Origin of the sequence: Colwellia psychrerythraea, assembly GCF_000764225.1 — a bacterium.
Lineage (GTDB): Bacteria > Pseudomonadota > Gammaproteobacteria > Enterobacterales > Alteromonadaceae > Colwellia > Colwellia psychrerythraea_D.
This window is the reverse complement of record NZ_JQED01000047.1, coordinates 161786-188646: the sequence shown is the minus strand read 5'-3', so window position 1 is coordinate 188646 and position 26861 is coordinate 161786. Positions and strand designations below refer to the sequence as shown.

General features: G+C 36.1%; 20 protein-coding genes and 3 pseudogenes. 9 read left to right on the top strand and 14 right to left on the bottom strand.

Annotated features, from left to right (window positions below):
• The first annotated feature begins 92 nt into the window (after positions 1-92).
• The gene (locus tag ND2E_RS04195) at positions 93-878 is read left to right on the top strand and encodes a hypothetical protein (protein WP_033095206.1); all 786 of its coding nucleotides are present in this window, start codon (positions 93-95) and stop codon (positions 876-878) included.
• A 233-nt stretch (positions 879-1111) separates the two neighbouring features.
• Here the strand turns inward: ND2E_RS04195 and ND2E_RS04200 are convergent, their stop codons facing one another.
• Positions 1112-1711, bottom strand: a complete 600-nt coding sequence (locus ND2E_RS04200; RefSeq protein WP_033095205.1) for a recombinase family protein — start codon at positions 1709-1711, stop codon at positions 1112-1114.
• 804 nt (positions 1712-2515) lie between these two features.
• On the opposite strand from ND2E_RS04200, the gene ND2E_RS0121900 reads away from it, so the two are divergent.
• Both ND2E_RS0121900 and ND2E_RS22505 read left to right on the top strand, forming a co-directional pair.
• A complete protein-coding gene (locus ND2E_RS0121900) occupies positions 2516-3439 on the top strand; it encodes a hypothetical protein (protein ID WP_150113792.1) in 924 nt (307 codons plus the stop codon).
• A 148-nt stretch (positions 3440-3587) separates the two neighbouring features.
• A complete protein-coding gene (locus tag ND2E_RS22505; protein ID WP_052056885.1) occupies positions 3588-4319 on the top strand; it encodes a hypothetical protein in 732 nt (243 codons plus the stop codon).
• 154 nt (positions 4320-4473) lie between these two features.
• On the opposite strand, the gene ND2E_RS04205 is transcribed toward ND2E_RS22505, so the two are convergent.
• Positions 4474-5097 (bottom strand): recombinase family protein, encoded by a 624-nt coding sequence (locus tag ND2E_RS04205; protein ID WP_033095204.1) that lies wholly within the window; start codon positions 5095-5097, stop codon positions 4474-4476.
• Positions 5098-5344: 247 nt separating this feature from the next.
• On the opposite strand from ND2E_RS04205, the gene ND2E_RS04210 reads away from it, so the two are divergent.
• From ND2E_RS04210 to ND2E_RS04220, 4 genes and pseudogenes are all read left to right on the top strand, one after another.
• Positions 5345-8371, top strand: coding sequence for a Tn3 family transposase (locus ND2E_RS04210; protein WP_033095203.1), 3027 nt, complete (start codon positions 5345-5347; stop codon positions 8369-8371).
• A gap of 92 nt (positions 8372-8463) precedes the next feature.
• Positions 8464-8814, top strand: a pseudogene (locus ND2E_RS04215) (IS66 family transposase); the annotation flags it as partial.
• A 139-nt stretch (positions 8815-8953) separates the two neighbouring features.
• Positions 8954-9166, top strand: a pseudogene (locus ND2E_RS23400) (IS4 family transposase); the annotation flags it as partial.
• Positions 9167-9392: 226 nt separating this feature from the next.
• On the top strand, positions 9393-10301 hold the full coding sequence (locus ND2E_RS04220) for a hypothetical protein (RefSeq protein WP_033095200.1): 909 nt from the start codon (positions 9393-9395) through the stop codon (positions 10299-10301).
• A 597-nt stretch (positions 10302-10898) separates the two neighbouring features.
• On the opposite strand, the gene ND2E_RS04225 is transcribed toward ND2E_RS04220, so the two are convergent.
• The 5 genes from ND2E_RS04225 to ND2E_RS04245 all read right to left on the bottom strand — a co-directional run bounded on the left by ND2E_RS04225 (position 10899) and on the right by ND2E_RS04245 (position 15071).
• A complete protein-coding gene (locus tag ND2E_RS04225; protein ID WP_033095199.1) occupies positions 10899-11762 on the bottom strand; it encodes a replication initiator protein A in 864 nt (287 codons plus the stop codon).
• Between the two features lie 3 nt (positions 11763-11765).
• Positions 11766-12146, bottom strand: coding sequence for a hypothetical protein (locus ND2E_RS04230; protein WP_033095198.1), 381 nt, complete (start codon positions 12144-12146; stop codon positions 11766-11768).
• A 9-nt stretch (positions 12147-12155) separates the two neighbouring features.
• Positions 12156-13184 carry a ParB/RepB/Spo0J family partition protein gene (locus ND2E_RS04235; protein ID WP_033095197.1) on the bottom strand — a complete coding sequence of 343 codons (1029 nt, stop codon included), beginning with the start codon at positions 13182-13184 and terminating at the stop codon, positions 12156-12158.
• A gap of 32 nt (positions 13185-13216) precedes the next feature.
• The gene (locus tag ND2E_RS04240) at positions 13217-14164 is read right to left on the bottom strand and encodes a ParA family protein (RefSeq protein ID WP_033095196.1); all 948 of its coding nucleotides are present in this window, start codon (positions 14162-14164) and stop codon (positions 13217-13219) included.
• 448 nt (positions 14165-14612) lie between these two features.
• The gene (locus tag ND2E_RS04245; RefSeq protein WP_033095195.1) at positions 14613-15071 is read right to left on the bottom strand and encodes a methylglyoxal synthase; all 459 of its coding nucleotides are present in this window, start codon (positions 15069-15071) and stop codon (positions 14613-14615) included.
• A 1594-nt stretch (positions 15072-16665) separates the two neighbouring features.
• Here ND2E_RS04245 and ND2E_RS04250 point away from each other — a divergent pair.
• On the top strand, positions 16666-17283 hold the full coding sequence (locus tag ND2E_RS04250) for a hypothetical protein (RefSeq protein ID WP_033095193.1): 618 nt from the start codon (positions 16666-16668) through the stop codon (positions 17281-17283).
• Between the two features lie 40 nt (positions 17284-17323).
• Here the strand turns inward: ND2E_RS04250 and ND2E_RS04255 are convergent.
• Positions 17324-17779 (bottom strand): annotated as a pseudogene (locus ND2E_RS04255) (IS5 family transposase); the annotation flags it as partial.
• A gap of 486 nt (positions 17780-18265) precedes the next feature.
• Here ND2E_RS04255 and ND2E_RS23520 point away from each other — a divergent pair.
• On the top strand, positions 18266-18397 hold the full coding sequence (locus ND2E_RS23520; RefSeq protein ID WP_263281890.1) for a hypothetical protein: 132 nt from the start codon (positions 18266-18268) through the stop codon (positions 18395-18397).
• Positions 18398-18784: 387 nt separating this feature from the next.
• On the opposite strand, the gene ND2E_RS04260 is transcribed toward ND2E_RS23520, so the two are convergent.
• From ND2E_RS04260 to agaR, 6 genes are all read right to left on the bottom strand, one after another.
• Complete coding sequence (locus ND2E_RS04260) at positions 18785-20344, bottom strand: sensor histidine kinase (protein ID WP_033095192.1); 1560 nt, start codon at positions 20342-20344, stop codon at positions 18785-18787.
• 905 nt (positions 20345-21249) lie between these two features.
• The gene (nagA, locus tag ND2E_RS04265) at positions 21250-22431 is read right to left on the bottom strand and encodes an N-acetylglucosamine-6-phosphate deacetylase (RefSeq protein ID WP_033095191.1); all 1182 of its coding nucleotides are present in this window, start codon (positions 22429-22431) and stop codon (positions 21250-21252) included.
• Complete coding sequence (locus ND2E_RS04270; RefSeq protein WP_223303675.1) at positions 22418-23362, bottom strand: ROK family protein; 945 nt, start codon at positions 23360-23362, stop codon at positions 22418-22420. Before ND2E_RS04270 ends, nagA begins: the two co-directional genes overlap by 14 nt.
• A gap of 11 nt (positions 23363-23373) precedes the next feature.
• Positions 23374-24498, bottom strand: coding sequence for an SIS domain-containing protein (locus ND2E_RS04275; RefSeq protein WP_033079106.1), 1125 nt, complete (start codon positions 24496-24498; stop codon positions 23374-23376).
• 201 nt (positions 24499-24699) lie between these two features.
• Positions 24700-25980, bottom strand: a complete 1281-nt coding sequence (locus ND2E_RS04280) for a D-tagatose-bisphosphate aldolase, class II, non-catalytic subunit (protein WP_033095190.1) — start codon at positions 25978-25980, stop codon at positions 24700-24702.
• A gap of 37 nt (positions 25981-26017) precedes the next feature.
• Entirely contained in the window at positions 26018-26788 is a 771-nt protein-coding gene (gene agaR / locus ND2E_RS04285; RefSeq protein WP_033079108.1) for a transcriptional repressor AgaR, read from the bottom strand.
• Between the last annotated feature and the right edge of the window lie 73 nt (positions 26789-26861).

The following is a 26861-nucleotide window of genomic DNA, read 5'->3' as shown; positions in this document are numbered from 1 at the left end:
ATGCGAAAAAAACTAAATTCCTTGACTGATGCCGATCACTCAAGTTAGATTTTACTGAGGTCTACTGGCAGACAAAAAAGTGATCGGCTTGAATGGTATTGAGCGATCGGCATCATAGTATTACGCAAGCAGAATGTAATTCAAATAATAAGGTTGATAAAAAGAATTTTTCTCTCGAATACACAGAGAAAAATGCATTCATATTTTCAACAAAGTATTGCATCAATAAATTGGAAGCTCGAAATGTTGTTGATAAACGAGGTTTTCCAGATAGGAAAACGGTTAGGCATTTAGTCAAAAGATACAAGAAAACTTATAACGAATTACAAACACATCGTGAGAAGGTTGAATTTGTGGATTTGTTTTTGGTTAAGTTAACTAAAAAATATCATATTTCATTAAATGAGAATAATACTAGAAAAGATACTATACAAATAATTATCAACAGTTTAAATTCAAATAAATCTCAGATTTCTGGTCATGCAGTAACCCTATTTCAAAGTGACATAATAAGTGAAGAAAGACCTGGTGATTTTTCACAACACTTAGAAACAAATAAACCTTACTCGCATTCAAAAGCAATTTCAGACAAAGTTGATTTTGTCTTGGGGGGTAGTTCAAAAAAGCCAATAAAGCTGGTAGGTGATTATTCCACACTATGGTATGGCGATCCTCAAGATGATGACATTATAGATGAGCAAGAAAGATGGGAAGAAGAGGGTGATGAATACAGAGACTGGGCTGAAGATCAAGCGGATGGCTGGGGTGATGACTGGGACTTCTTTTGGGAAGACGATGAAGATGAAGAATGGATAGTGTTGTTTAATGAGGAAGGTGATGTTGAAGAAGCTTATCATTTTTCACCAAAAGCAGATTAGGCTTTAGCATCTTTTCAATTACATGTCTGTTATAAAAAATCCGACCCTAGATGATCATTCTACAATCTGTGTTGGACGACAGCTTAAAACCTACTTTAAGCTGTCGTCTCGAAGAAATCTATCATGCCACCCATGATAAAACGTATCAATACTACGCTCCCTTTAGGGGGGGGGTGCCCATCCCCTCGAAATTGCTATTAGGGTTTACAGCTGAATAAAATAATGACTGCGACCTAACCAGATAATTTAGCTTTCTCGATTGATTCGGATGATATTTTTTCAAGTACATCATTCAAAACTCTATAAATAGTAGCCGATCCTAAGTCATAATCTTTTGCCAATCGACCAATGGATACGCCTTCTTTCCTTTTATTATAAATTTCTAAATCCATTTCATCGGTTCTTTTTGTTGGCCTACCAAATTTAACTCCGTGTTCTTTAGCTTTGGCAATACCTTCTAGTTGTCTTTCTGAGCGTAAATCAGTTTCAAACTCTGCGATTGCCGCTAACATGTTAAACATTAAACGACCAGTGGGAGTTGATGTATCAATTGCTTGATCAATTACCACTAGATCAATACTTTCTTCCTGAAAGCGCTCAGCAACTTGTGACAAATGAATAACTGAACGTGCAAGACGGTCTAATCTAGTGATTACGAGAGTGTCTCCTTCCCTAAGATAATTCATGCACTTTTGAAACTCTGGTCGAGCAGCCGTTTTACCACTTTGCTTTTCATGATAAATTTTATCGCACCCTACTTGATTTAATTTATCAAGTTGCACTTCCAAACTTTGTCCCGTAGAACTTACCCTTGCATATCCAATTTTTGTCATAAATATATCTTATAGTCTAGGATATTTTGATAAAAGCATTATGAGAGTAGTTTTGATAATGGTCAAATGTAGTTATCATAAAGTATACAAAATGAAATTGGCGATGCTTGCCGAATAAAACAACTAATAATAAATCTAAGGACTTGAAAAATTGAAAATAGAGGATTTCACTCATACGGTTTTAGGTCGAAGAAACTACCTTTCAACGCATTAAAGATTTTCTTGCTCTTATAAAAAATTAGCCATATATTACGTGAAGTATGTTGAATCCAACATGCTTACTTTTTCAATTTAATATGGATATTAAACAATATGAAATTATCAACGTTCAACCTCTCTCTTTTATCATTATCATTATCATTATCATTATCAGCTCATGCTAATGAAGTTAATGCTGAAGATAATTTAATTTCGGCTGGCGAGGTAACATAATTTTCTAAGCAGTTAAACTTATCCCCTTTAAAGTCAAAAGATGATTTTAATAAAGTTAAACAATCAAAAAAATTTAGTACCGTTCAAAAATCGCAAGTATTAGCCGCACCACAGATACAAGCTTTAAGTACAGCGATAACGCCTGTTTGTCCAACACTCTCAACAGGAAATCTTTATACTTTATCAGGTGTAACAGCAGGTACAAACGCTTGTTATCACTTTGAAATAACAGAACGAAGTAAAACAACTGCTTTATTAGTCAATCAGGCTGTTGATAATAATGTTAACTTAAGCGTTTTAAAGCATAATCTGGACAATACTTTCACCCTAATTGGTAGTTCTAATAATGCGAGTAATGCGAATGAAAGTGTTTTGGCATTAACAGAACCGGGTCATTATTATTGGTACATGAATATTGTAGAAACAACAGGTGCACCTTTTAACTTTGGTGCTAGTGTTGCAACGGATTTAGATGCTTTTGAGTTTAATGATACTGTTGCAACATCAACCTTATTGTCAGATAAACAACATGCTATAACTGGTAACATGGATAGTGCCAGCGATATAGATTACTTCCAGTTTACGGCTGTACGTGGACAAGATGTTCTACTCAAACTTGAAGATGCTCAATTAGATGAGTGGATTATAGAGTTTTATAATAATGGTTGGATGCAAGTAGCTACAAATACAGATTTAACGATAGGTAATTTACAACCAAACCAAAATATTAATATTCGAGTAAGAGCTAACCCTAGTTTACCTGTTAATTCTTTACATGATTACGACTTAACCATTGGCACTAAAGTTACTAGCGTATCCAACCATAGTGTTTCGGGTGAGTCTAATGTAAATAGGGTAACTTACGCCGCATTTAATGCAGTAAAGGCAACTTATGCAACAACACAAGCATATCACAACTTAACTTGGGGTGTAACGCTGCAAGATTCAACAGGGCATCCAGTTGAAGGAGCAAAAGCTAAGTTGAAAGTTGACCAAGATGTTAGTGATAATGACAATATTATTAATTATACAAACTACGAAAAAATCTCTAATAGTGCAGGACGTGTTTCAGGCTCTATAAATTTAGGTAACTGTTCTGGTAGCTACACATTTCAACATACGGAATATAGCTTAGGTTATAAAAATATCTATGATACCGATTTAATTTATGGTGTGTGGCGATTAGAAATACCTAACACTGGAAATTTAGATTTAGGGGTTGGCGGTGATAATGTCCCATACGTTGTACTAGGTCATTTATGCGATCAAGATTTAGTAAGTAGTAATCCTTCATAATTCTTACTTTCAAAAGCTAATAACGATTATGTTATTAGCTTTTTTTCATTTACTGTAAACTAATGAATAAAAAACAATCAAGCTTTTATGTTATGAGCCGATAAAAATATTAACAGTAAGATGCTTTTCGTTATAAATGGAATTTAATATGAAAATAACTCCTGATATTTTAACAAATACCGCAACAGCACAGCTAAAAAATAAATCAGCTCCTGTTAATACGGGAAATTTATCTGATAGCCACTCAAATGAAAAAATGAATAAGCAGCAAGCGCAAAAATTTGCTAATGATATTTATCATAAAGATGAGCATATCCCTTTAAGTCAAAATACATACGATAGACCGCTAAGTATCACAGCGCATAAGTCTGAATCTGAGCTTTTAGTAAAGATGGAACAGACAATAGATTTTGGAGAATTAACAAATCAATTTAGAAAAATACAACCTAAATATCAAGACTTTATGAAAGATTTACAAAACACAGCACCTTCTTTAGCTCAAAAAGATTGGGGTTTCTCTATTGATAGTAACGATAAGTTAGTTGTTTCAGGTGATATTACTGAAGATGAAAAAAAGTATCTTGAGGACAAACTGAATGCAAACGAAGATATAGTTAATTTGGCTAAGGAATTACCTGATATTTTAATAAAAGGTCAAGAATATGACCGTGGTTATGACGGTAAAGGAAAATATTGGGGGAAATATGATGTTACCCAAGAAAACTTTAAAGACATCATTAATATAAAAGAAATGTTAGATTATTCATTTACTACAGAAGATCACGGAGGATTAACTAAAAATAATTTTGATACATGGAAATATCAAGATAATTTACGTAGTCAATTAGCAAGTAAAGCAGAAGTTAAGTATGGTTATTAGTTTGGCAGTCGGTATATATATTGGGGCTCTGTGCATAAACGCGACATTTTTCGCGTAAATATCTGTATCCATTGTTTGGCAGCGGCTATAGAGACCCTGTAACAAAATCTGTTACAGGGTCTCTATAGAGGACAGTTTGTTTATATTTTGTAAGTTACTCTGACTTTAACCTTTTTGAAACTTTAGAAATTGTTGAGCGAGAACAACCTAAAATGTGCTGAATATAATCATAGGATTTTTTATCCAATAACATACCTTCAATTTTTTCCTGCAATTCTAAATCGAGTGGCCTTCCACGATATCGTCCCTCAGACTTCGCTTTAGCTATACCTTCCTGTTGACGGCGTCTTCGGTCTTCATAGTCCTTTCGGGCAATTGCTGCCAGCATGTCGAGCATCAAATCATTAATAGCTGACAACATTCTTTCTGTAAATTTATCTTTAACGGCTGCAAACTGATGACTGGTTGGTAAATCTAATGAAACGATCCTTAAACCTTTTGTTTTTATGATGGCCTTGAGAGAAGACCAATCATCATCTTTTAATCTGGATATACGATCTATTTGCTCAACTAGTACAACATCGCCTTTTTGGGCTATTTCAAGCAACCTGAATAATTCTGGCCTTTGCAATTTTGCTCCGGATTCATTTTCTGCAAAGAATGCAGATATTACCAAATCATGTTCATTGGAAAACCGTAACAATGCCTCTTTTGCGCGAGTAGCATCTTGCTCTTTTGTTGAAGCTCGCAAATAAGCATAAGTACGAAAATTGCTCATTGTGGAAATAGTCCATTTTATATAGTCTCTTTATATTAGTCCATTATACATAGTATTCAGGATTTAGTGGACTATAATAACACAGGGATCCAAGAAGTTCTGTTAAGGTATACTTAAAGTGAACCGCATTTCGAATACTGATTACTGTCTTGTATCATCAGCTGGATCAGTTCATGGCTGTATATATCTCGATTACCTTTACATGACACTATAATATATTGATTTTTATTAAAACGATTGACATAAAATGAAAGAAGTAAAAACAAGCCGAATTCAGATACTCACTAACCAGGAGATTGATGAACTTTATTCCTGCCCTGTATTTAATCAGGCAGAGCGAGAAGAGTACTTGTCATTAGATCCCGATATTAAACGCACCCTGGCAAGGTTAGAGAAGATCGAAACCAGGGTATACTTGATCCTGTTGATAGGATATTTCAGGGCAAAACCCGTGGTACCTAAATTTAAACTAAGGGATGTAAAGCAGGACGTTGAATATATCTATTCGACGTACTTTCCCGACAAGAAGCCCAAATACCCGGTGATAAAGAAAAACACCAGAGCAACATTGATATTAAAAATGTACTCGATTTTAGGGTTTGAGCGATTTTCAAAACAGCACCAACAAGAATTAATCGCGAGGTTACGGGATGTTGCCACTATTTGCACCTATCCCAAATACATTTTCGATGAATGTCTGGCATTTTTTGGGCAAAAGCGAACAGGTCTGGCAGGCTACTCAACGCTGCAAAGCATCATTACTAACGTGCTGGCCAGTGAGCGACAACGTACAGAATATATTCTTTCCTATCATATGCCGGATACAACTCAGGAAAAATTGCAAAAAATTCTGCATACCAAAGATCTTTTAAATAGCCTGTCTCCCTACAAAGGCTCAGCCAAAGACTTTAGTCCGTCCCAGCTTGCCAAAGAGGTAGATACGCACAATACCATAAAAGAGATCTATCAGGATGTGAAACACCTCATCGGGAAGCTGGGCTTATCGCAGGGCAACCTGAACTATTACGCTTCGATTATTCACCATCAGTCCGTTTACAAAGTTCGTCGTTACCCGAAGTGGCAAGGCATGTTGTATATGGCCTGCTATCTTTTTTTTCGTTACCGGGAAACCAATGATAAACTGGTTACCGCCTTTCAATACGTTACCCGTAAACAGGGAGAGGCTGCCAAAGCTGCCGCGAAACAGCGCATTGCAGAAGAGCTTGAAGTGATAAGGGACAAACTAACATGTGCCGGCAATATACTGAAACTTTTTGTGGATGACGATATCAGTGACAAAACGGCGTTTGGTGATATTCGCCAGGATGCCTTTGCCGTTATTTCAAAAGACGAATTACGGCTGATCAGTAAACATCTTCATCAAAACAGCTTTGATAAAACGCTCTATGAGTGGCAATTTATCGATACGCAATACCGAAAAATAGCCAATTCGATGAGATCTCTGTTTATGGCTATTGATATAGATTGTGATCCTGTCTTGCAGGTACTGGCATCACAGCTGATAACATCAAAATCTGAGCTCTATAAAGACAAAAAACTGACTACGGTTGATCAGCGATTATTCAGCAGCGAGGACAAGAAATATTTACTCGAAAATGATAAAGTAAATACAAAAAGGTTTGAGTATTATTTGTATCAAAGGGTGGCCAAACTGATAAATAGCAACAGCATCTATGTTACGGAAAGTGCAGATAATAAAAGACTTGAAGATGATTTGATCCCACAGACCGAATGGAAAGACAGCGAAATCATTATACAAAAATCGGGGTTACCCAAACTCAATACTCCAATTGATCAAACGTTATCAGGGCTAATGAAAAAACTGCGTTTGTCTATGAAACATCTGGGTAACAGTATTAATGATGATGCTAATGATTTAGTAAAACGGCAGCCCCGTATTAATCAACTCACCTGGACACTGGCAAACAAGCGTTGGAAAGATGATCTTGATAATCCGGTATACACTCAAATCCGACATATGGGGATCATAGAGATCATGGATTACGTCAATAAAAAAACGGGTTATCTCAACGCATTCAAGAATGTCGCCTCCAAAAAACATAGCGTCAAAGCCGGGGACGATGATCTGCTTGCATGTGTTTTTGGTAACGGATCAAATTACGGATTACATCATATGTCTTCAATTTCAGATCGCACCATTGGTGTTTTGAGGGCGGTCAATGACGGATACATTCGTCCTGAAACAACCAGTGATGCCAACGACGTGATATCAGATGCCTTAGCCGTACTTCCTATATTCAAACACTACACCATAAATGAAGCAGCACCATTTGGCAGTATTGATGGTCAAAAGTTTGCCTGCCGTATTAATACTTTCCGGGCCAGATATTCGGCCAAATATTTCCGTAAAGGTAAAGGTGTATCAGCGCTGACGCTTGTATCAAACCATGTTCCGCTAAACACAAAAGTCATTTCGCCTAATGAATATGAAGCGCATCATGCGTTTGATTTGCTGTATAACAATACCAGCGATATCCAGCCTAAGACACTGGCCACCGATACTCATGGTGTTAACAACGTAAATTTCGCGATATTGGATTTGTTTGGATATCAGTTTGCTCCACGTTATGCAAAATTTAAGAATTCCTTCAATGACATATTTGAAGTTGAATACGGAGACAAACTGACTTTGCAGCTAAAGAAACCGATCAACACCGCACTGATAAAAAGGGAGTGGGAAAATATTCAATGGATAATTTGTTCACTGAGCCGAAAAACAGCAACACAGAGCACCATCATTAAAAAACTATCCAACAATAAAAAAAACAGCCTGACACTGGCAGCGCTTCACGAATACGACCGGTTGATAAAATGCCAATATATGCTTGATTATGTAGATAGCAAAACCTTACGGCAGTTCGTCCAACAAGCACTCAACCGTGGTGAAGCTTACCATCAACTGAGAAGAGCGATTGCTTCCATTAATGGCAACCAGTTTAGAGGTGGCCAGGACTATCAAATAGATCAATGGAATGATTGTGCAAGGATCATAGCAAATTGCATCATCTATTATAATTCAGCACTACTATCAGGTCTGATTGAGAAATTTGAGCTTGAAAATAATCAAGATGCTATAAATATGATCGCCAATTTATCACCGGTAGCATGGCGGCATATACAACTGGCAGGAAATTATACGTTTGGGATAAAGAAAAATAACATCAGTGTAGACAGACTGTTAGAAAACCTTGACCCATTAGCGGACGAAGAGCAACCAATGGTAGCTGCCTAATATTCTAATTTATATATCGATGCTCTGTAGGCCTATTGTCTCAAGGTCTACAGGCTAACTTTGGACTTTTCGATGAAATGGGCGCACAACCCCTAATAAAACACAAAGATAAAATCCCACCCAAAAGTAAACTTGGGGAGGCAATAAGTTACAGCTTAAATCAGTTTGATAAATTCCAGTGCTACCTTGAAGATGGCAGATTATCCATTGATAACAATAGAGCCGAACGCGCAATAAAACCGTTTGTTATTGGCCGCAAGGCATGGCTGTTTTCAAATACCTGCAATGGTGCTTATGCGAGTGCGGTTCTCTATAGTCTTGTTGAAACTGCTAAGGCCAATGGTCTAGTCGTGCATGACTATATATCAAGATGCTTGCAACATATTGCCGAGCAACCAACCAATCTTGAACCGCTGCTACCATGGAATATTGAACGCAGCTAGGTGAAGTTCCCTATACGCTTACAAATGTTTAAATTACTTTTAGTGGCTCACAATTATTACCACCGAACTTACTTTAAAAGGTAGCCTTGCTTTTGTATTGCTTAGAGTAACTTTTCGTACCATTGGACTTCAAACCCCGATAGCGAAAGAAGCTGGAGTACCACCACTGCGCTATATCCAAGATGAATTACTGTGGTGCGCTATAGTGAAGCTAGGAACAATCCTGGGTAAATTCAAAGCGATGCGAGGCAAAGTGAAAAAGTTTGTGTTACCTAAGAAAAGAAAACGGCCCAAACCAAGGACCGTTGTCTTTTCTAAAACCAGCTACTGCATCAAACTCAAACATGCCTAACTGGATGGTGTTGCCCTATAATTGGCTTTCAAATGCAGAAGAATTATCCCACACCCAAAGGTTTAATTTTAAAAAATGGCACTTTTTCCAACTCTTGTACATTACTAATCAAAGATATTGTTCATCATATGATGAATTATATTATCTTGGGTGTGAGATTATGTTTATTGATAAAAAGACTTTACTAAATTATAATATAATCTTTTGTTGGGTGTGGGATAATTAGGTGTCTGAATTAATAGTAAAAAAAATTGTTGATGATATAACATTGCTTAAATCCGCTATCAGTAATCTCTGCTTTTTACTCAATAAAAGTAAAGTTAAGGCAGAAATTTTAACTCAAAATTATTCAGATATCGAGATTATTGAAGATCTCTCTATTCCTTACAGTAATTTCTATTACGAAGATGATGATCCAGAGGGTAACAAAGTAAATTCGTATTATGGCTATATTTGTTGTCCAAGCAATAAAAAAATAATTGAAGAAGTAACATTAATCAATATGTTGAAAGTGAATATTTCTAGCTCAATAAAAAACTTGAGACTGTTTTATAAATCGAATCCGCCAATATTTAAAAAAATTATTGCTAAGGTTGATCCCATCGGAAGAGTAAATTTGAAAGAACTAACTCGACTAATAGTTTTGATTGAGTCAGATAACTCCCCTATTAAAAAAGTCTCATTCCAACCAGAAATTATTAACAAAGGAAAAGGACGTTGTTTAACCGGCAGTGAAATTAAATTTGTGATTAACAATTACTTTGAGGGTGTTGAAGGAAGATATGCACAAGATTTAATACAGCTAAATAGTATTAAAAGTAATGAGCTACTTTCACCTATTGGAGCCGAAAGAAGAAAATGCAGAGTTAATATAAGTTCGGAAGATAAAATGTTTAAAGGTAAGTATTGTTCGATACCAATTATCATTCTCAGTAAACCATCTATTTATTTTAAAACTAACCTGCACTCTATTTTTGAAAAGTCATTCAATAAAACTAGAGTTGATCAACAATTAGAAGAAGTACCGTTTCTAGCATTTAGATCGTTCACCAGAAAAAAAATGGGCTTTAAAACCTTTTTGTCTAATGATGATCTTGAAGAAAGAGCAGATTATCTAATTTCTGCTTTTATTTAACCCGTGATAATTTGTGAAGAGCTTTCACTGTATCTCGCCTTTAAATTATTCAGTAAATAACTTTTTTATTAGAGTTTTTATAATTTGTTAGAGTTTTTATTTATTTAGAACAATAGTTATAATAGTTAATAAACTAGTTATTAAGTTAATACGTTACGTTTGTTGAAAGCCTCCGTTTCAAAGGCTCTAATTAACTATTGTGTGTTCAATACCCCGATATTTTGTGATTAAAAACCCGATATATTGTGTTTAAGTGCGTGATTAAAACCTCGACCATTTGTGGTTAAAACCACGTACCAAGTGTGATCAGAACCCCGAACTTTCCGTGATCAAAACCTCGACATAATTCACAGCATATACACAGCTTAATAACAGGTTTTTGCACTGTTTTTGTTGATTAAATCCGTGTTTAAAACCACGTATACCTACAAAATAATAAATATATAATAACATACCGTATGTTATTTAAAGCATAATCACTTTTTTCTGTTATTGCCCGTATATTATCTAAAATCAGATCTTTGATGTGAGCAAAACCCCGAAGTTTGCCCTTATAAACAGTACAAATAATGCTCTTTGTGTTTAAAACCACGATGATTAGCCAATTTCCATAGCTTCTTTTTCAGATTTTAAATGACCATTTTTATCTTTAAAAACAATAATCTTTTCAACAGTTCTCGTTGTTTTAGCAGTAGCATACATAATAAAATAATCAGGTATGGATTGTTTTTTTTCAATTTCTTTAATTTTTCTTCTGAATTCTCTAATAGGAGACTTCACACCAAACTTATTATATAAGTTCTCTAATCCTATTTCCCATTGTGTTTGATTGCCACAATGCTTTCTACAGAGTTCATACAGCCTTCTATCATATGGTGACCTTAATGAAAAATATTGAGATGAATAAGTTAGTATTTGATTATTACTAACAGCATCAAAAAGAATAGAAGGCAATATTAATTCAACATACTTCATCCTACCTGTTTTTTCATCAGTAATTAAATCGTAATCACTAACAAAACTAAAGCCCTTATCACGTTTAGCATCACCTTGTTTTGTCGTAGTGTAAACAGTTGTACCTGCTAACCTTTTTAAAGACTCTAAAACAGCTTTATATGATTTACCGTCAGTGTTTTTATTGGTGCTTTTCAAATAATCATACAAAGTTATGTGTATCTTTTGGCCTATCGCTTGACCACGATTTTTAGCTTCTGCTATTTGACCAAAACAATATAGTAAAAGATCCTTATCGTGTATCGTTGCCCTGCCCTTTTCATTGGGGATTATCTCAATTGAAGCGCCCGTTTTTTTATTATGATAAACATAAGAGTCGGTATCAACTTTTGAACTTATACTAAATAATGGAAATTCCATTGATTGTGTGTCACCTTTCGGTGCGGCATCAATGATGTTTGCAACAAATAATTCCAATTGTTCCGAGGAAACTAAATCAGAAGGCATAATTTATACTCCGAACTGTTGGCCGCTTGCCTTAAGCAAACGTTGTAAAATAGCTGTTCTAATTACCGAGCTACGATCCGTTTTAGTATCTTCTTTTTCTTCTACATATTTAACTGTATCGTTAACCATTTTAAAAGTATCAGCAGTAATACTTAAATTAACAATCTTAGTCGTACCTGCTTCAATAAACTCTTCTGCAATTAAATTATGATAACTTTCTTTTTCAAAAAGTTCTTTTAGGATATCTTCAAACCAATACAATCTTTGTTTCTTGTTATATCCAGAATCCAAAAGATTATCTTCAATTTTAGAGATCATTCGAATAGGAATTCTGACAGCCATTCTTTTCACTGGCTTAAGTGAATCGTTATTAGCTTTAATCATTTAAACGCCCTACCCTTTTTGCAAAAAAGTAATCAAAGAATTAAATGCAAGATTTAAGTCTTTTGATTTACTTAAATCTAAATTATCTAAAACTGATTCAGCTTTAAATTCTTTAGTAACAGCACCAATTATTTTTTTCATAACATCAATGTCAGCATTTTTACTAATTTTTATTGTTGGTTTTATTACATCTTTTTTAGCAATAACAATTCCGGATAACTTCGCTTTAAGTTCTTCATCGGATAATTGAGCGAGTGCCGCAGATTTTTGTAGACCTTCAACTTTACCTTCTTCAATAGCTTTAATTAATGTATCTGTAGGATATTTTATTATTACTAAATACCTTTGAGATTCAGCAACAGATAAACCAGAAACTTTTGCTAATTTTCTAACTGATATTTTTGACATTCCGTGACTACTATCTATCAACTTTTTAAGTCTCATTGTTTTTTCAAACAATGTCATATCTTCACGATGAATATTTTCTTCCCATTGAAGAATATCAATTTCTTTTACTGTTAATTTTTCTTCACTAATTCTTGAAGATATATATTCTTCACCCAACAATATATGAGTTAATAAACGTCTTTCACCAGATATAAGATGAAATATACTATCCTCTTGCCATACAACTATAGAATGTAATAAACGTTTAGGTGATTTAAGAACTGCAGCAAACTCAACAATTGAAGTAAAATCTCCAATTTGTTTACCTTTTAAATTAAAATCTTTAGTTACTTTTTCAACATACTCTTCAACCCAATCATAATCTTCTTCATTTTTTAAATAATTCTTGATTGAAAATTTATTTTGTATTTCTCTAACTAAATTTATATCAATAGTTAGTTTTCTTGGATTGTCTTGATCTGTTTTAATGTGAGAAATAGGAAGGTTTTTTACTAATATATTTTTAACCTTACTATCTAATTGTGAAGCCGTAGCAGAAGTCCATTTTTCACTATTACTAACCTCTGTATCTTTATCAATTGTGCCTGTACCGGCACGACTATTGTTTTTGGCACCAAATTTTTTAACCACAATATTTCCTTAGTGTCTCCAGTGGAGACACCTTACTTTGCTAATTTTGAATTGAGTTCTTTTTCGCTAAATATTTCACCCAAAAGGTATTTACATAAACTTTCACTGTGTTTTAAAGCCGTGTGATGTTTACTAATTTGAAATATTGATTTTGGATCTATGCCTTTGAGGTCCCTTTCGGGAAAGGCGACAGAATTAGGAAGATACAAGTCTCTTGGAATCATTATAGAGCTTAAACTTTCGTGAAGCATATCAAGAGTACCTTTATGAAGTTTTGTACTTATTTTAACTTTATTTGGTACTAATCCTATTAACTTCAATTGTTCATCATCATCTCTTGAAAAGTTATCAGATTGAATAACTTGAATCATTGCATTGATCCCTTGCATTGATTTCTCTTCTGGTTCAAAAGGAATTACAGCGTGAGTTGCACAGCGAATAGCAGATCTAAAAACGGGATTTCTTGAAGGTCCAGTATCAAGCACTACAAGATCGTATTCTCCACCGACAAATTCATTAAACAAAACTTCTTTAAGTCTGTTTATAACTTTCGCTTCAATGTTTCCTGACTCATTAGAAAATTCTGTGTTGATTTTTTCTAATAGAGCAGGGTGTCCTAGTAGACAATCCACCTTACCTTTAAAGCCATTTTTAGGATTAACAAAGGTTTCGTATGCTAAAATTTCTTTACCATAAAAAGTATCTGCAATTGTAGAACGTTGTTCAATTCCTTCATAATCTTCATCCCCTTCAATCCAATCGGGATGTATAGGAGGAAGCTGACCACCAGTAGATTGAGGCGAACTTTCCATTCCGACCCAATAATCAGAACTGTTACATTGCATATCGAGGTCAACGATTAAAACATTCATATTTGCCTTTATAGAAGCATATTCAGCAATAATTGAGGAAACGAGCGATTTTCCTACCCCACCTTTTTGCTGAAATATTCCTAGTATATTGGGGTTCTTCGTTTGCATTTTATAACATCCAAGTAAAAAATATACAGACATAATATACGTATGTTATTAATGGATCAACTATAGTTTTTTAATGAATAATTCATAAATAAAGGGATGTAGCTTGATTATAATCAAGTTTTATAGGTGTCTCCATTGGAGACACCTATAAGTGCCTCGTGATGAGATACTAAATAAGATTAAACTTTATAGTTGAATCTTATTTAGATGTTTTACTAGTGAAGAGGTATATAAAATATTTTAAAAAAAAAGAGTAGGAGACTTATTCACTTTTATTGTTTGTTCAAGTTTAAATTCTTTGGAATATTTTTTACGTTTTGTCATTCTTTATCTCCAGTTAAGTTCATCATTCCTTAACTGGGTAGTCGAATCCATTAAACTACGTCATTTGCTATATATTTCTGAGTACTCTTTATTTAAATAAAATTTGAAAAGTAAGTGCTAGTTATTACTTTGTTCTTTTGGCTAAATAGCCTTGATAGTCAGGAATTCTGGCATGATAAACTTTATTTATATGATATGATTCTAAAATGAAGTCAGCTGTGGCAATATTTGTTGCAACAGGGATATTCCACAGAGCGGCTAATCGTAATAATGCTTTGACATCTGGATCATGGGGGGCTGCATTCATAGGATCCCAAAAGAATATCAACATATCTATTGTACCTTCTGCTATTTTAGCTCCCAGTTGTTGGTCGCCCCCCATAGGCCCAGAAAGTAAACTCTCTATAGGTAATTTTAATTCTTTTGAGAGGAGAGTGCCTGTTGTTCCTGTCGCATAAAGATGATGGTCCTGTAAAATGTTTAACCTTATAGATGCCCAATTTAATAGTGACTCTTTCATATGATCATGTGCTACTAGGGCTATGCGCTTATTTGGGGCTAATTTTCGAGTCATATACTCCATCATTAAATCCTAATTGTTTGTTAATTAACTGTAATTAATTCTATAGATACTAATATTTCACAGCCTAAAGTCACTATTACTTTAGGCTGTGAAGTTGTGATGATTTTTAGCTGCTATATAATCGCTCTCGATTGAATTAGTGATAAAGATGATTGTCACGAACTTTTAGTCAACTCATCTCATATTCTACTCTTACAAGACTGACATCATTCAAAATTATTTTTAAAACCAGCAATAATTATACTTTTTTTCATTGCATATAAGCTAGGATAAATTTACCCATTCCCCGATTAATCAGTATAGATAATAATATCAGAGAGCAGCCAATAATTTGGTATAAAGACATTGCCTCTGCAAATCAGAGTATGGAAACACCCATATTAGCTCTAATATCATGATAATAACGGCATTAGATGTACTGGTACCCTTTTGGCCTTTAGTTTGGGCTACGTAACGTAAACTAGAGGTAATTATTACGCTCAAGCCAAACCCAAGCAGAATTTGTTACTGTGACGGGCCAAATTTCAAATAGACATCACTAGCCCCATAAGTCCGATAGAGAAAGGCTGAATACAAGTTAACAACAGCACAGGATACGCTGAGCGTATCGGTTATTGAAATTAAAATGCACAGTCAACATGATTGGCGCTAACAAAAAAAACACAATTGATGACTAGATTGATTCCATTCACCCACCACTGATAACAACGCTAAATCGGTGACGTAAAAGGGTAAGAAAACCAAAAGGATCCTATTGGTTTATCACCAAACAATGACCAAGCAATCAAGGGGGAAACAGCTTTGATAAGGTCATAATAAATGCATCTTAACCTAATGTTTCACTAACAGATACTGCATAAATCCATAACAATAAAGCACAACCTAATAAATTGCCTACCAAAAGCCCTTAATAAGAACGATAGGATTAATTCGGGATAAATCACGATAGCGAAAGGGTAAGAGGCATACAGACCCTAATAAAAGCCTTAAGCCATTAAAGCCAAAAGCAGGTAAATTTTCAATGTCTCTTTTGAAAAAAAAACAGCCAAATAGGGGGAGGGTGCCCATCCCCTCGAAATGAACCTTAAGATTATTTTTTGACCGATCATAAGTTATGATGATGAGAAATAATTATAAAGGTCAACCATCATCACTAACTCAACCAATAAACGAATTCACATACTTAACGAATCTGAAATAAGCGAACTTTATGCTCTACCTAACTTTAGTCGTACAGACAGGGAAGACTATTTTTCACTTGATAATGAAACCCAAAAGCTCGTTAATGAGTTAAGGTGATTAGAAACCAGAGTATATTTTATTCTGCTATTAGGGTATTTCAGATCACGGCCTATTATCTTCAACTTCTCGTTTGATGATGTTGTGGTTTTGACTATGTTCGAAGCAAATATTCCAATGGCAAAAGCATGCTATTAGCCGATTTATCTCGAACAACAAAAACAAAACTGGTTAGTAAATTACTTAAACAAGTAGGTGTTTCAATTTACCAAAGCAAAATTAACAAAGTCCCATTAATCAGAAGGTTAAATGATGTTGTAAAAATAAACTTAGAGCCTAGATATGTTTTCGATGAGTGCATTGCCTATTTTGGGGAAATAGAATAGCGCTAGCGGGTTACACAACACTGCAAGATACTATATCAACAGTATTATCAAATGAACGAAACCGTATTGAAGTTGTTCTCAATGAAAACTTAAAACAATCCACAAAAGCGACGTTACTGAAATTACTTGAATCAAATAATAGCTTTACTGACTTAGCCAAGTTAAAAAAGATGGCTAAAGACTTTTCAACCAGCCAAATAACGCAAGAGCTGAAGACACATAAAATCATACGTTCGCTTTATCCTGAAATTAAAGGACTTATTGCAGAACTTGAATTGTCACCTAAGAACCTTGAATACTACGCGCCCTTGGTTAAGCACAAGACCGTGTATAAACTCAGAAGACACACAGATAGCCAAACTATTTTATACCTCGTTTGTTACTTGTTCTTCAGCTACCGAGAAACTAACGATAACCTTGTTGCTGCATTTATTTACTTAGTTAGGAAGTTAACGGAATCAGCTAAAGCCTATGCAAAACAGCGTATCATTGAAGATGTAAATATTGTTAGAACCAAATTGAAATCCGCGGGTAGTTTATTGAAGTTCTTTATCGATACCGATATGGACGATGATTTAAACTGTTGATAATTATTGTATAGTATTTTTTCTAGTGGCTGTTGATCTTTCACATTGGCAGCCAAATCATTGAACATGCTAGAGACAACATACTTTCAAACTGTAATTTTAATTTATCGTATCTTGTCGATATGGCACGAAAGTGCTTCAGCCTTGCAAAGGCATTTTCAACTAAGTGTCTGTATTTATACAAACACCAATCAATATCACCATTTCCTATTTTCGAGTTCTGCTTCCTAGGTATTACAGGGCTTGAGTTTCGTTCACGAACTTTGTTCCTAATAGCCTCACTATCATAACCTTTGTCTGCTATGACAAAATCACTCTGCGGTAACAATTCAATAAGTTCATTCGCCACTTTACTGTCATGAACGTCACCACCTGTAATAATGAATTCAATCGGCAAGCCATAACTATCAACAGCTAAATGAATTTTACTGGTGTTGCCACCTGACTTCAAGCGATAGCTTACTCGTGCTCTGAAGCTATGTTGATGCGCTTTAACATCATGATTGCAGTCCGCATTGGGGATCAGGTAAAAGATACTGTCGATATTGAAAACCTCATTTCGGTATCTAAAACACCGGGTACAGAGCTAACGGGTAATATGCAAGCTCATTTGAATGATTACGATATCACGATAAAGAATTTTTACGTGTTGATAAAGCTGAGAATCAATACCCTGATAGTAAGGCACCTAAGATATTGCATTTATCTAGTGGTGAAGTGATTGAATCGAAAGCGATAATTATTGCAACGGGGCAAAGTGGCGTGAGCTAGGGATTCTTGGCGAGAAAGAAAATATTGACTCAGGTGTTGTCTATTATCCGTATTGCTATGGCCCATTTTTTAAAGGTAAATATGGCGGGGTAATTCAGGCATAGAAGCAGCGTTTAATTCTCACCTGACTTAAAGGCCGATAAAATATTGGTAGAAAAGGCGAAAGAACTTAGGAAAATTACCATTATCAAAAAATGTCGCTACCAAAGAAGTGATCGCAGACAACGGTATAGTCGTCGCCCTTTCTTATGAAGATCTAGCTTCCGGTGAAGTGAAACAACAAAGTGTGTCAGGTATTTTTGCCGCAGGCGATGTTTCAATTGTTCCTCAAGCGCTTCTTTGATGGGGATAAAAGCAATTTATACGTCGTAATTGATTTCGATAATGGAACAATCATTCACTACAATCAATGCCTTGCCTAAATCGTTTTTTCTCCCACTGAAACATGCATTTTTAATGGTCACGGGTATATAAGCAAATTGTTATTACAATGGATTAAGGTGCAATAACGTCACTATCAGAATTCGATTATATCATTAGAGAAAGTTAGCTCCATAATCAATGTCCCCTGAATTAATTGGCAATACTTACTTCAGGTATCGTCATCCTTATTATTTTCATACATCAAAATATAGCTATTTTAAACGTTACTATACACAGACTGTCAGTTCTGCAATCAAATTAACAAAGAATATTGGCATTTAGATATATACTATTTGACTTAAAAAGATCAAATTTGATTCTTGATATGTATTTCAAACTTTAGGCCTTCTCCTTCCTTTGATTCATAATTTAAGTGGCCCTTTAACTTATCCGTCACCAAGTTACTTACGAGCGATAAACCCAAACCAGTTATTTCATTTCGTTTTTTAGTGGTAACAAATGGCTCCAATACTTTACTATTAATACTCTCTGGTATGCCTTTTCCATCATCAGTGTAGGTCAAAATAAAATCAGAATTTTTTGGTTTAAGTGTAATCTTAATATTACCACCGTTTTCAGTAAAAGCATGTTCGTAACTATTCAATATTAAATTTATAATGACAGTTTCAACTGTTTTTGGATAGGAATGACAGAGGGTATTTGGGGGATTTATTATTTGAAATTGAACGTTGTTTTGCTGATTGAGTTCTTTTGATACTTCCACTGCATTATTGATGCAATCTATTAAATGAAATGATTGTAACTCCTCAAACAAGTTATCTCCTGAAATCGTCTTAAGTTTTTGAACTAAACTGCTAATGCGTTCAGAGTTTTTTAATACTATATCGACACCATGATCTAGGTTGTCGCAAATATCATTTAATTTACGTTTAGAGATCCTTTTTTGGCTGACCCCAGAAGTTAATGCTTGTAAATAATGCTCGACATGACTAGTGGCGGTAATTATTACGCCAAGAGGCGTATTAATTTCATGAGCAACATTGCAAACTAAACTAGCTAAAGCAGATTGTTTTTCAGCCTCTACTACCCGTCGTTGTGCCGCTCTTGTTTTTTCTAAAGAGTCTTCTAATGCTTGGTTTTTGACTCTTATATCTTGAGTTTTTTCTCGCACTTCTTTATTTAATGTCGCAACTTTTTCACGATTTTCATTTTGCAGCTTCATCAATAATACTAAAAATGATAACGACAAGCATAAAAAGCAAAGTATGCTCGCAATAATTAAGTTTTGTTGATTAGTACCCTCTTCTGCAAGCTTAATACTTGTTCTTTGTTCTTGTAATTGGTAAAAATCATTAATATCAGAATATATTTCTGCCTTATATTTAGAATAAGCCTCGTTAAAGAGTAGAGATGTACTGTCGAATCGACTTTCTTTGGTTAGCATATGTTTGTTTGGTGTGACGAGCTTAAAGGCGCGCTGCTCTATTGCGGAAAGCTTCTTAGACTTCTCATAAAACGAGAGTAACTTATGCTTTTCTTGAGTACTGAAGTGTTCATTTTCTAATAATTGCTTGAGGGACTGATTATCACTTAATGGGAAGGGAGGGGGAGTATTTTCAGCTAGCATTACTCCCCAATAAACTCGATGGTAATGTTTAGGCCTTGGTAAGAGTCCTTCTCTGATGTCAACAATTTTATGATAAAATGCCAAGTGTTTTTCATCGCCGGTAATGACATATGCCCGCGCTGCTTGTGTTAATCTGTCGGTACTTAACCGAATTTGATTACTGATATTATTTGCTTTAATTTGTTCGAAATTACTTTGTTTTAAAGAATTTAATGAGATTAATGACCATACAAGCGTAAATGCTAATAAAGTGCTGAAAAATATTGTTACAAAAATCATTCTTTTCAAAGTAACGTCCTATTTGTTTATTAATCAGTTGTGATTGAAACCTTTATTATTAAACTAGGGGCTGTTGATCTTTCAGGGTTAAAATTTATTCAATTGAAAACGGGTTTAATCGCGGCGCGAGCTTTGTATCATAGTTATTCTATTAAAAAAGCGAGCAACAATGAGTAAATTTGTTTTAAATGAACCCTAAAGGGCAGCACTTGTTTGAAATTTATACTACGTTATCGTATGTTCGAGTAGCCAGCTACACGTCACATACTCTGCCTTGTCTAAATACCAAACAAGTTGCTGTAAAAGTAATCTCAAAAGATCAACAGCCCCTAGAGTATAGGCAAGTTTACTGACTAATAAATATATTTTTCTTGCCTTGCACAAGCTAAGCAACATTTTTTATATAACACTAAAATATCAAGACTCCTGCACACCTTGTTAGACGCAAAGTACACATAAATCGTCACTTTTTCAATACATTAATTGCATTCTTCACTAGCGTTTGAATATGAATGCTAACGGGTATAAACCGTTGGAAAGGTTTCTTCACTATAGGGGGGGTAAATATACTAGCCATATTAAAACGTTAATATTATGAGTAATGACCCATAACATTAACGTTTGTGGCTTCATAATATACCCGTTACCATTCAAAGTGCTCGATTTCAGTGGGAATTAAAATGCCTTTAGGCAAGGAGAATAGTTTAAACATAGTCACTCTATGTGTTGATTATTTACCGCAGCATAAAGTCATTTTAAACCCATCGTAGAAGCGTTTGAGCAATTCCACTTCTTCGTTGCAGTGACTTAGAAGGGAATAACCATTCCTTCATCAATGAACCTTGAATTGAAATCGCTTAACCGCTCTGAAACATGCATCTTGAATGGTAACGGGTATATCAGCGCTATTTACTTGTTTCAGTTTCTTCGTTGCAGTAGGCAATGTTTCCATCAATTATCGTTGCCTGCACTTGAAAGTTGTTATCAACTAGCGTCATGCACGCTCTTTTTCCTACTTTGATACTGCCTAATGAGTCTTGAACACTTAAGAACTCTGCGGGGATCAAACTTGCCATATGAACGGCTTCAAGCGGAGGGATATCAGCCAGTGATATTAAATTAGCAATCGCTTTTTCCAGGGTTAACGTACTACCCGCCAGTGAACCACTTTCCGTGCGAGCAACGCCTTCAAGCACTTTAACGTCTAACATACCTAAGCGATAGGTACCATCTTTCATGCCGCCAGCAACAATACAATCACTGATCAGCCCCATTTTTTTTGCGCCTTTCAATCGATAAATTAGTTGTAAAATTGCAGGGTGTAGATGAACGCCATCAGCGATCACTTCAACGTAAGCATCTTCTTCTAATAATACCGCACCAGCGCAACCAGGATCACGATGATGAATGCCTTTCATACCATTAAATACGTGTACTCCACCGCAGGCTCCTGAGTGTAAAGCATCACAAGTTTGTTGATAATTGGCATTAGTATGACCTAGCATGGCTTTGATGCCTTTGCTGGTTAAGTATTTAATAATATCTTCAGAATCAGGGAGCTCTGGTGCTAAGGCAACGACCTTTAATGCACCTTGAGAAGCCGCTATGATGGCATCTATATTGTCTTTACTCAGAGGTAAAAAGTACTTTTCATCGTGTGCACCTTTATGATCTTCGGTAAAAAATAACCCTTCGTTGTAGGCACCTAATACCTGCGCGCCACTAGGCTGGTTTTGATAGGCTTCACCAATAGTACTAAAGGCGGCTAACGTATTGTCCCAAGTAGAGGTTACTGTGGTACCAAGAAAGCCAATAACCCCATGCTTAGCTAACGAAGTTGATATGGTTTCAATGGATTCACGTTTAGCATCCATAATATCGCAGCCTTCTCGACCATGGATATGTAAATCTAAAAATCCTGGTAGTAGTTGGCAATTGTCAAAAGAAAAGACAGGGATATTAGCGTCAGCACTTTTATCAATCGACGCAATGATGCCATCGGTGATCAGTACAAAGTGATCATCTAAAATAGCTTCTTCACTAAATACCTGCTTAGCGCGTATGTAGTATTGGTTAGGTAATATCATGTTGTTTCCCTAAAATAGCAGCACCACGTACACCGCTAGCATCACCAAAAACGGCGCGTTTTATCAGCGGTGACGTTACACCTTTAAATAAATGTTGTTCAATGGCTTTAGGTAATGCTTGAATAATTTCATCAATTTTTGAAAGACCACCACCTACCACGATAACATTGGGATCATAGTAAAGCACGAGAGACGCAAAAGACGACCCTAATAAATCCATATAACACTCGAATGTTTTTTGGGCAATAGGGTTTTCTTTTCGTAATTGCTCAACGAACTCTGTTGTGCTTTCAGTGCTAGCACCAAAAAACTTATAGAGCCAACCAAGACCTGGGCCTGCAATATAGCTTTCAATACAGCCCCGTAAACCACAACCGCAATCGCGAACGGGTAAGTTATATTGCTGTAATAGCTTCCCTGAAGCTGCTATATGACCATATTCACCGGCAATGTTATTAGCGGTTTGTAACAGCTTGCCATTAATGCATAGTCCGCCGCCAGCACCTGTGCCAATAATAGCACCGTAAACGACAGGTTGATTATCGCCAGCGCCACCATAACTTTCAGACAGCGCAAACAAGCGACAATCATTAGCAATGGATATTTCTCGACCGACACGTTTTTGTAAATCTTGCACGATAAATTTCCCTGTCGCGCAAGGAACGTTAGCAGATTTGACTTTATTTTCATTATCAATGATGCCCGGCATACCAATGCCAATACTGCCGCGTTGTCCGCTTAGTTCATCAGCCTGTTTAATTAGCCCATGAATGGCATCAAGAAATTCATCATAGTTCTGCGTAGGCGTTTCGATACGCCAACTCTCAAGCATGGTTAATTCAGAGTTGAAGAGACCAATTTCTATTTTGGTACCTCCAATATCTAAACCATAATGCAGAGGTGAAACTTTTTGTCTATTTGTTGGTAACATGAGAACAACCTTTACTCAGCTTTAAGAGGATATAAAGTCACCCCTTGAACCACACGGTTTACTTCACCTGTAGGGCATGGATTGTCAGGTGTAATATTTGCTTGCATTGACTTGAAAAATGCAAGTATTTGACAATAAAGAATATAAGGTAAACCGGCCCAAACATCGATAAGCTCTTCTGAGTGCGCAAAACTTTCTTTGGTTAAGGTAGTAATGGCTAACGCTTGATCATCGCGATGTAATTCAGCCAATAAGTCTTGGTCATATTGTTTAGTATAATCATCGCTTGACGAGAAGAAGATAACCTCAGTGGTTTCATCCATTAATGATTTTGGTCCATGACGAAAGCCTAATGGACTTTCACAATAGCTTAGTACTTGTCCAGCGGTAAGTTCAAGCACTTTAAGAGCGGCTTCTCGCGCAATACCTTGTAAACCACCGGCGCCTAAAAAGACTAAACGTTGCGTTGACAAGGTTGCTTTTTCTTTTAGCGCTTCAACATTGTTAGTGATAAAGCCTTCTGCCCATTGTGCGGCAATTTCCACTTGCTCTGCTTGTGGTGCAAAAATGGCTAAGGTACTAACAAGCATTGAGGTGAAGCTGCTGGTCATGGCAAAGCTTTGATCCAGTGTGCCTTCAGGCATTAATAATGAGAAGGCATTATCTTGACCTTGAGCATTAGTGGCTAACGCGCCCTCAGGGTTACAGGTGATCACTAAGTGATAACAATTATCAACGACTTGATCGGCTAATTTAACAGCGGCAACACTTTCTGGGCTATTGCCTGAGCGGCCATAAGAAATAACTAGCGTTGGAATGTTTTTTAATAAATATTGTGGTGCATTACTGACAATATCTGTGGTGCTGATCGCTTCAACTAAACGGCCTGTTTGTTGGCTTAAATGTGGTGCTATTGCATCACCAACATAAGCTGAGGTGCCAGCACCTGTTAAAATAATACGTAAATCTGATTGCGCTAACAATGGTGCTAACCAAGCATTAATGTCAGCCCTATTGCTATCAACATTTGCTGCTGCTTCACGCCATATACGAGGTTGCTGACAGATTTCTTTCGCTGTCCAATAGCCATTTTGAGCTTTTAATGCGTCTTCAGTGTAGGTTAATAATGTTGTCATGGGGGTTCCTAAATTGGTTGATTATTTTTCGTAATGGTTATGCAACCAGAAAAACTAGGTGGTTTTTCAATAGCTTAAATAGCAATAACATTATGGTTTTCTAGCGCACACCTGTTATTGCTCAATCTAGCCTCTTGTGTTGAAGCGTCACCCTGGTTGAAGTTCAACCATTCATTAATCTGATTATTTGTGCTGTATTTTTTACTGTTTCCAGCACGCTTTAGCGTATGATTCTGTCACTTGTTTTACTTTAGCTTTGACTAACTCTTCAGGGGTTACCGTTAAGTCGTTATTTCTAATGGCGCGGTATTGCTCCGGTAAAAATTGACTAATTAGCGGTAAAGGAATACCTGAGTTGGTTAGGTTGTCAAACAAACAATCAACGGCTTTTTGTATGCGAGGTTGACACCAGTAATAACGAATTCTATCGCTGTAACTATAGCGGCGATAAAGTGTGCCTTTACTCGCCGGTACAGGGTAAAAACGCTGCCAATTTTTTGGTACTTCAAGCATTTCTTGCTCGCATACCTCACGTAAACATGAGCGTTGCTCTACCGGGATTAATTCATCTTCTATATAGGATAATGCAAAAATCGCTTCGCGCATGGCTAGCGTTAATTGCGGGCCTACTTTTAAAATACCAAAATGGTCTTTAATCAAGGCTACATAGGCTTCATCATTTTGGTAATCAGAAGAATGCGCTTCATAAACAATATTTGGCAGTGTTGTTACACACGCTTTAAGTGCTTGTGCTTTTTCTGACTCGTAGTCGATGATGCTAGTATGGTCAAATTCAACACCAGGTTGCACAACTAACGCAATAACACGTTGCCACGCATCTTCTAGCCCAAGCTTTGCAAAAGCATTTTGATGTAAAGCTAACGTTTGTTTTACTCGGCTTACCGGGGTTAATTCTAACTCTTCAATTTCTTCGGCCGCGCCACCTGGAGGAGGCACTTCTGTGCCCACTACATAAACTAGATCAGATTTACCAAAGGTGTCAATCGCGGTTTTTTCGGCAACAGCACATAATAATGCCGCTCGCTCTGCGACAACTTCATCAGGTAAACATTGTGGATCATCAGCGCAGCCCATGCTGGTATCTAAATGAATTTTTTTAAAGCCGGCAGCGACATAGGTTTTAATTAGCGCTTGTGCTTTAGCCATCGCTGATTCGGCTGGTTCATCAACCCAACAGACTGGACCTAAATGATCACCACCAGGAATGATACGTTCACGTGGATAGCCCTTGCTATCTGCTATTTTACCAATAAACTCTAAAAAGTCTGCTGGTAACATACCTGTATAACCACCAAATTGATTGACTTGGTTGGCGGTCGCCTCAATTAGAATTGGTGAGTCATCAGCTAATGCTTGCTCGATGGAAGCTTCTATAACAAGTGGGTGAGCAGAGCATATTGCATATATGCCACAATTTTCACCGTTTCGATTTGCTTTAAGAACGTCTATTATTTCTTTCATTTTTATTCCTTAATCAGTTAGGAGGTCGCTAGTTTCTTTACTCGTCGACAATAATTAATTGAATGCCTGCAAGCGTGAATGCCTTTTTGTATTCAGCGGGAATGCCTTTGTCGGTAATGACAGTGCTAACCTTGTTGTATGCTTGAACAATGTAACAACTACGTTTACCGAATTTAGATGAATCCGTGACAACAATAATTTGGGATGATTTTTCACACATTAAACGGTTTAAGCTGGCTTCTTGCGCAAAGTGTGTGGTGATACCGGCCGCTAAATCAAAGCCATCAACACCAAGTATGACTTTATCAAAGTGACAATGTTGTAAACTGCTTTCTGCTTTATCATCAAAAAATGATAAAGATTTTTGTCGTAAGGTACCGCCAGTGACCATTATTTCAATATCGACAATTTGAGCGAGTTTAGCGGCAACATTTAAACCATTGGTTAATACTTTCAATTGCTTATGTTTGCAAAGTTGCAAGGCAATTTCTTCTGTTGTGGTGCCAGAGTCCAAGATAATAGCGTCACCATCGAAGATCAATTTTGCCGCTTCGGTGGCAAGTTGCTGTTTTATCGCCTGGTTTTTAGTTTGTTTTTGGCCAATCGATAATTCTTTTATAAAGCCCGTAGGTAAAATGGCACCACCTCTTGAACGAACCAGCAAGCCCTTGTTATCAAGGGAGTTTAAATCATTTCGAATAGTCACAGTTGACACTGAATATAAATGTGCAAGTTCATCGACAGACACTTTGCCTGTTTTACTGGCTAGCCTAAGAATTTCATTATGTCGTTCAATGCTACTTAACATTATTATCGTCGCTCATATTTCGGTCTCTTGCTAAGATGTCTGCTTGTCTGATAACATACTAGCAGAATAAAGC

Excerpts from the sequence above, each read along its gene's own strand:
- ND2E_RS04195 (WP_033095206.1), top strand. The coding sequence starts at position 93 with ATGGTATTGAGCGATCGGCATCATAGTATTACGCAAGCAGAATGTAAT.
- ND2E_RS04200 (WP_033095205.1), bottom strand. The coding sequence starts at position 1,711 with ATGACAAAAATTGGATATGCAAGGGTAAGTTCTACGGGACAAAGTTTG.
- ND2E_RS22505 (WP_052056885.1), top strand. The coding sequence starts at position 3,588 with ATGAAAATAACTCCTGATATTTTAACAAATACCGCAACAGCACAGCTA.
- ND2E_RS04205 (WP_033095204.1), bottom strand. The coding sequence starts at position 5,097 with ATGAGCAATTTTCGTACTTATGCTTATTTGCGAGCTTCAACAAAAGAG.
- ND2E_RS04210 (WP_033095203.1), top strand. The coding sequence starts at position 5,345 with ATGAAAGAAGTAAAAACAAGCCGAATTCAGATACTCACTAACCAGGAG.
- ND2E_RS04225 (WP_033095199.1), bottom strand. The coding sequence starts at position 11,762 with ATGCCTTCTGATTTAGTTTCCTCGGAACAATTGGAATTATTTGTTGCA.
- ND2E_RS04230 (WP_033095198.1), bottom strand. The coding sequence starts at position 12,146 with ATGATTAAAGCTAATAACGATTCACTTAAGCCAGTGAAAAGAATGGCT.
- ND2E_RS04240 (WP_033095196.1), bottom strand. The coding sequence starts at position 14,164 with ATGCAAACGAAGAACCCCAATATACTAGGAATATTTCAGCAAAAAGGT.
- ND2E_RS04245 (WP_033095195.1), bottom strand. The coding sequence starts at position 15,071 with ATGGAGTATATGACTCGAAAATTAGCCCCAAATAAGCGCATAGCCCTA.
- ND2E_RS04260 (WP_033095192.1), bottom strand. The coding sequence starts at position 20,344 with ATGATTTTTGTAACAATATTTTTCAGCACTTTATTAGCATTTACGCTT.
- nagA (WP_033095191.1), bottom strand. The coding sequence starts at position 22,431 with ATGATATTACCTAACCAATACTACATACGCGCTAAGCAGGTATTTAGT.
- ND2E_RS04270 (WP_223303675.1), bottom strand. The coding sequence starts at position 23,362 with ATGTTACCAACAAATAGACAAAAAGTTTCACCTCTGCATTATGGTTTA.
- ND2E_RS04275 (WP_033079106.1), bottom strand. The coding sequence starts at position 24,498 with ATGACAACATTATTAACCTACACTGAAGACGCATTAAAAGCTCAAAAT.
- ND2E_RS04280 (WP_033095190.1), bottom strand. The coding sequence starts at position 25,980 with ATGAAAGAAATAATAGACGTTCTTAAAGCAAATCGAAACGGTGAAAAT.
- agaR (WP_033079108.1), bottom strand. The coding sequence starts at position 26,788 with ATGTTAAGTAGCATTGAACGACATAATGAAATTCTTAGGCTAGCCAGT.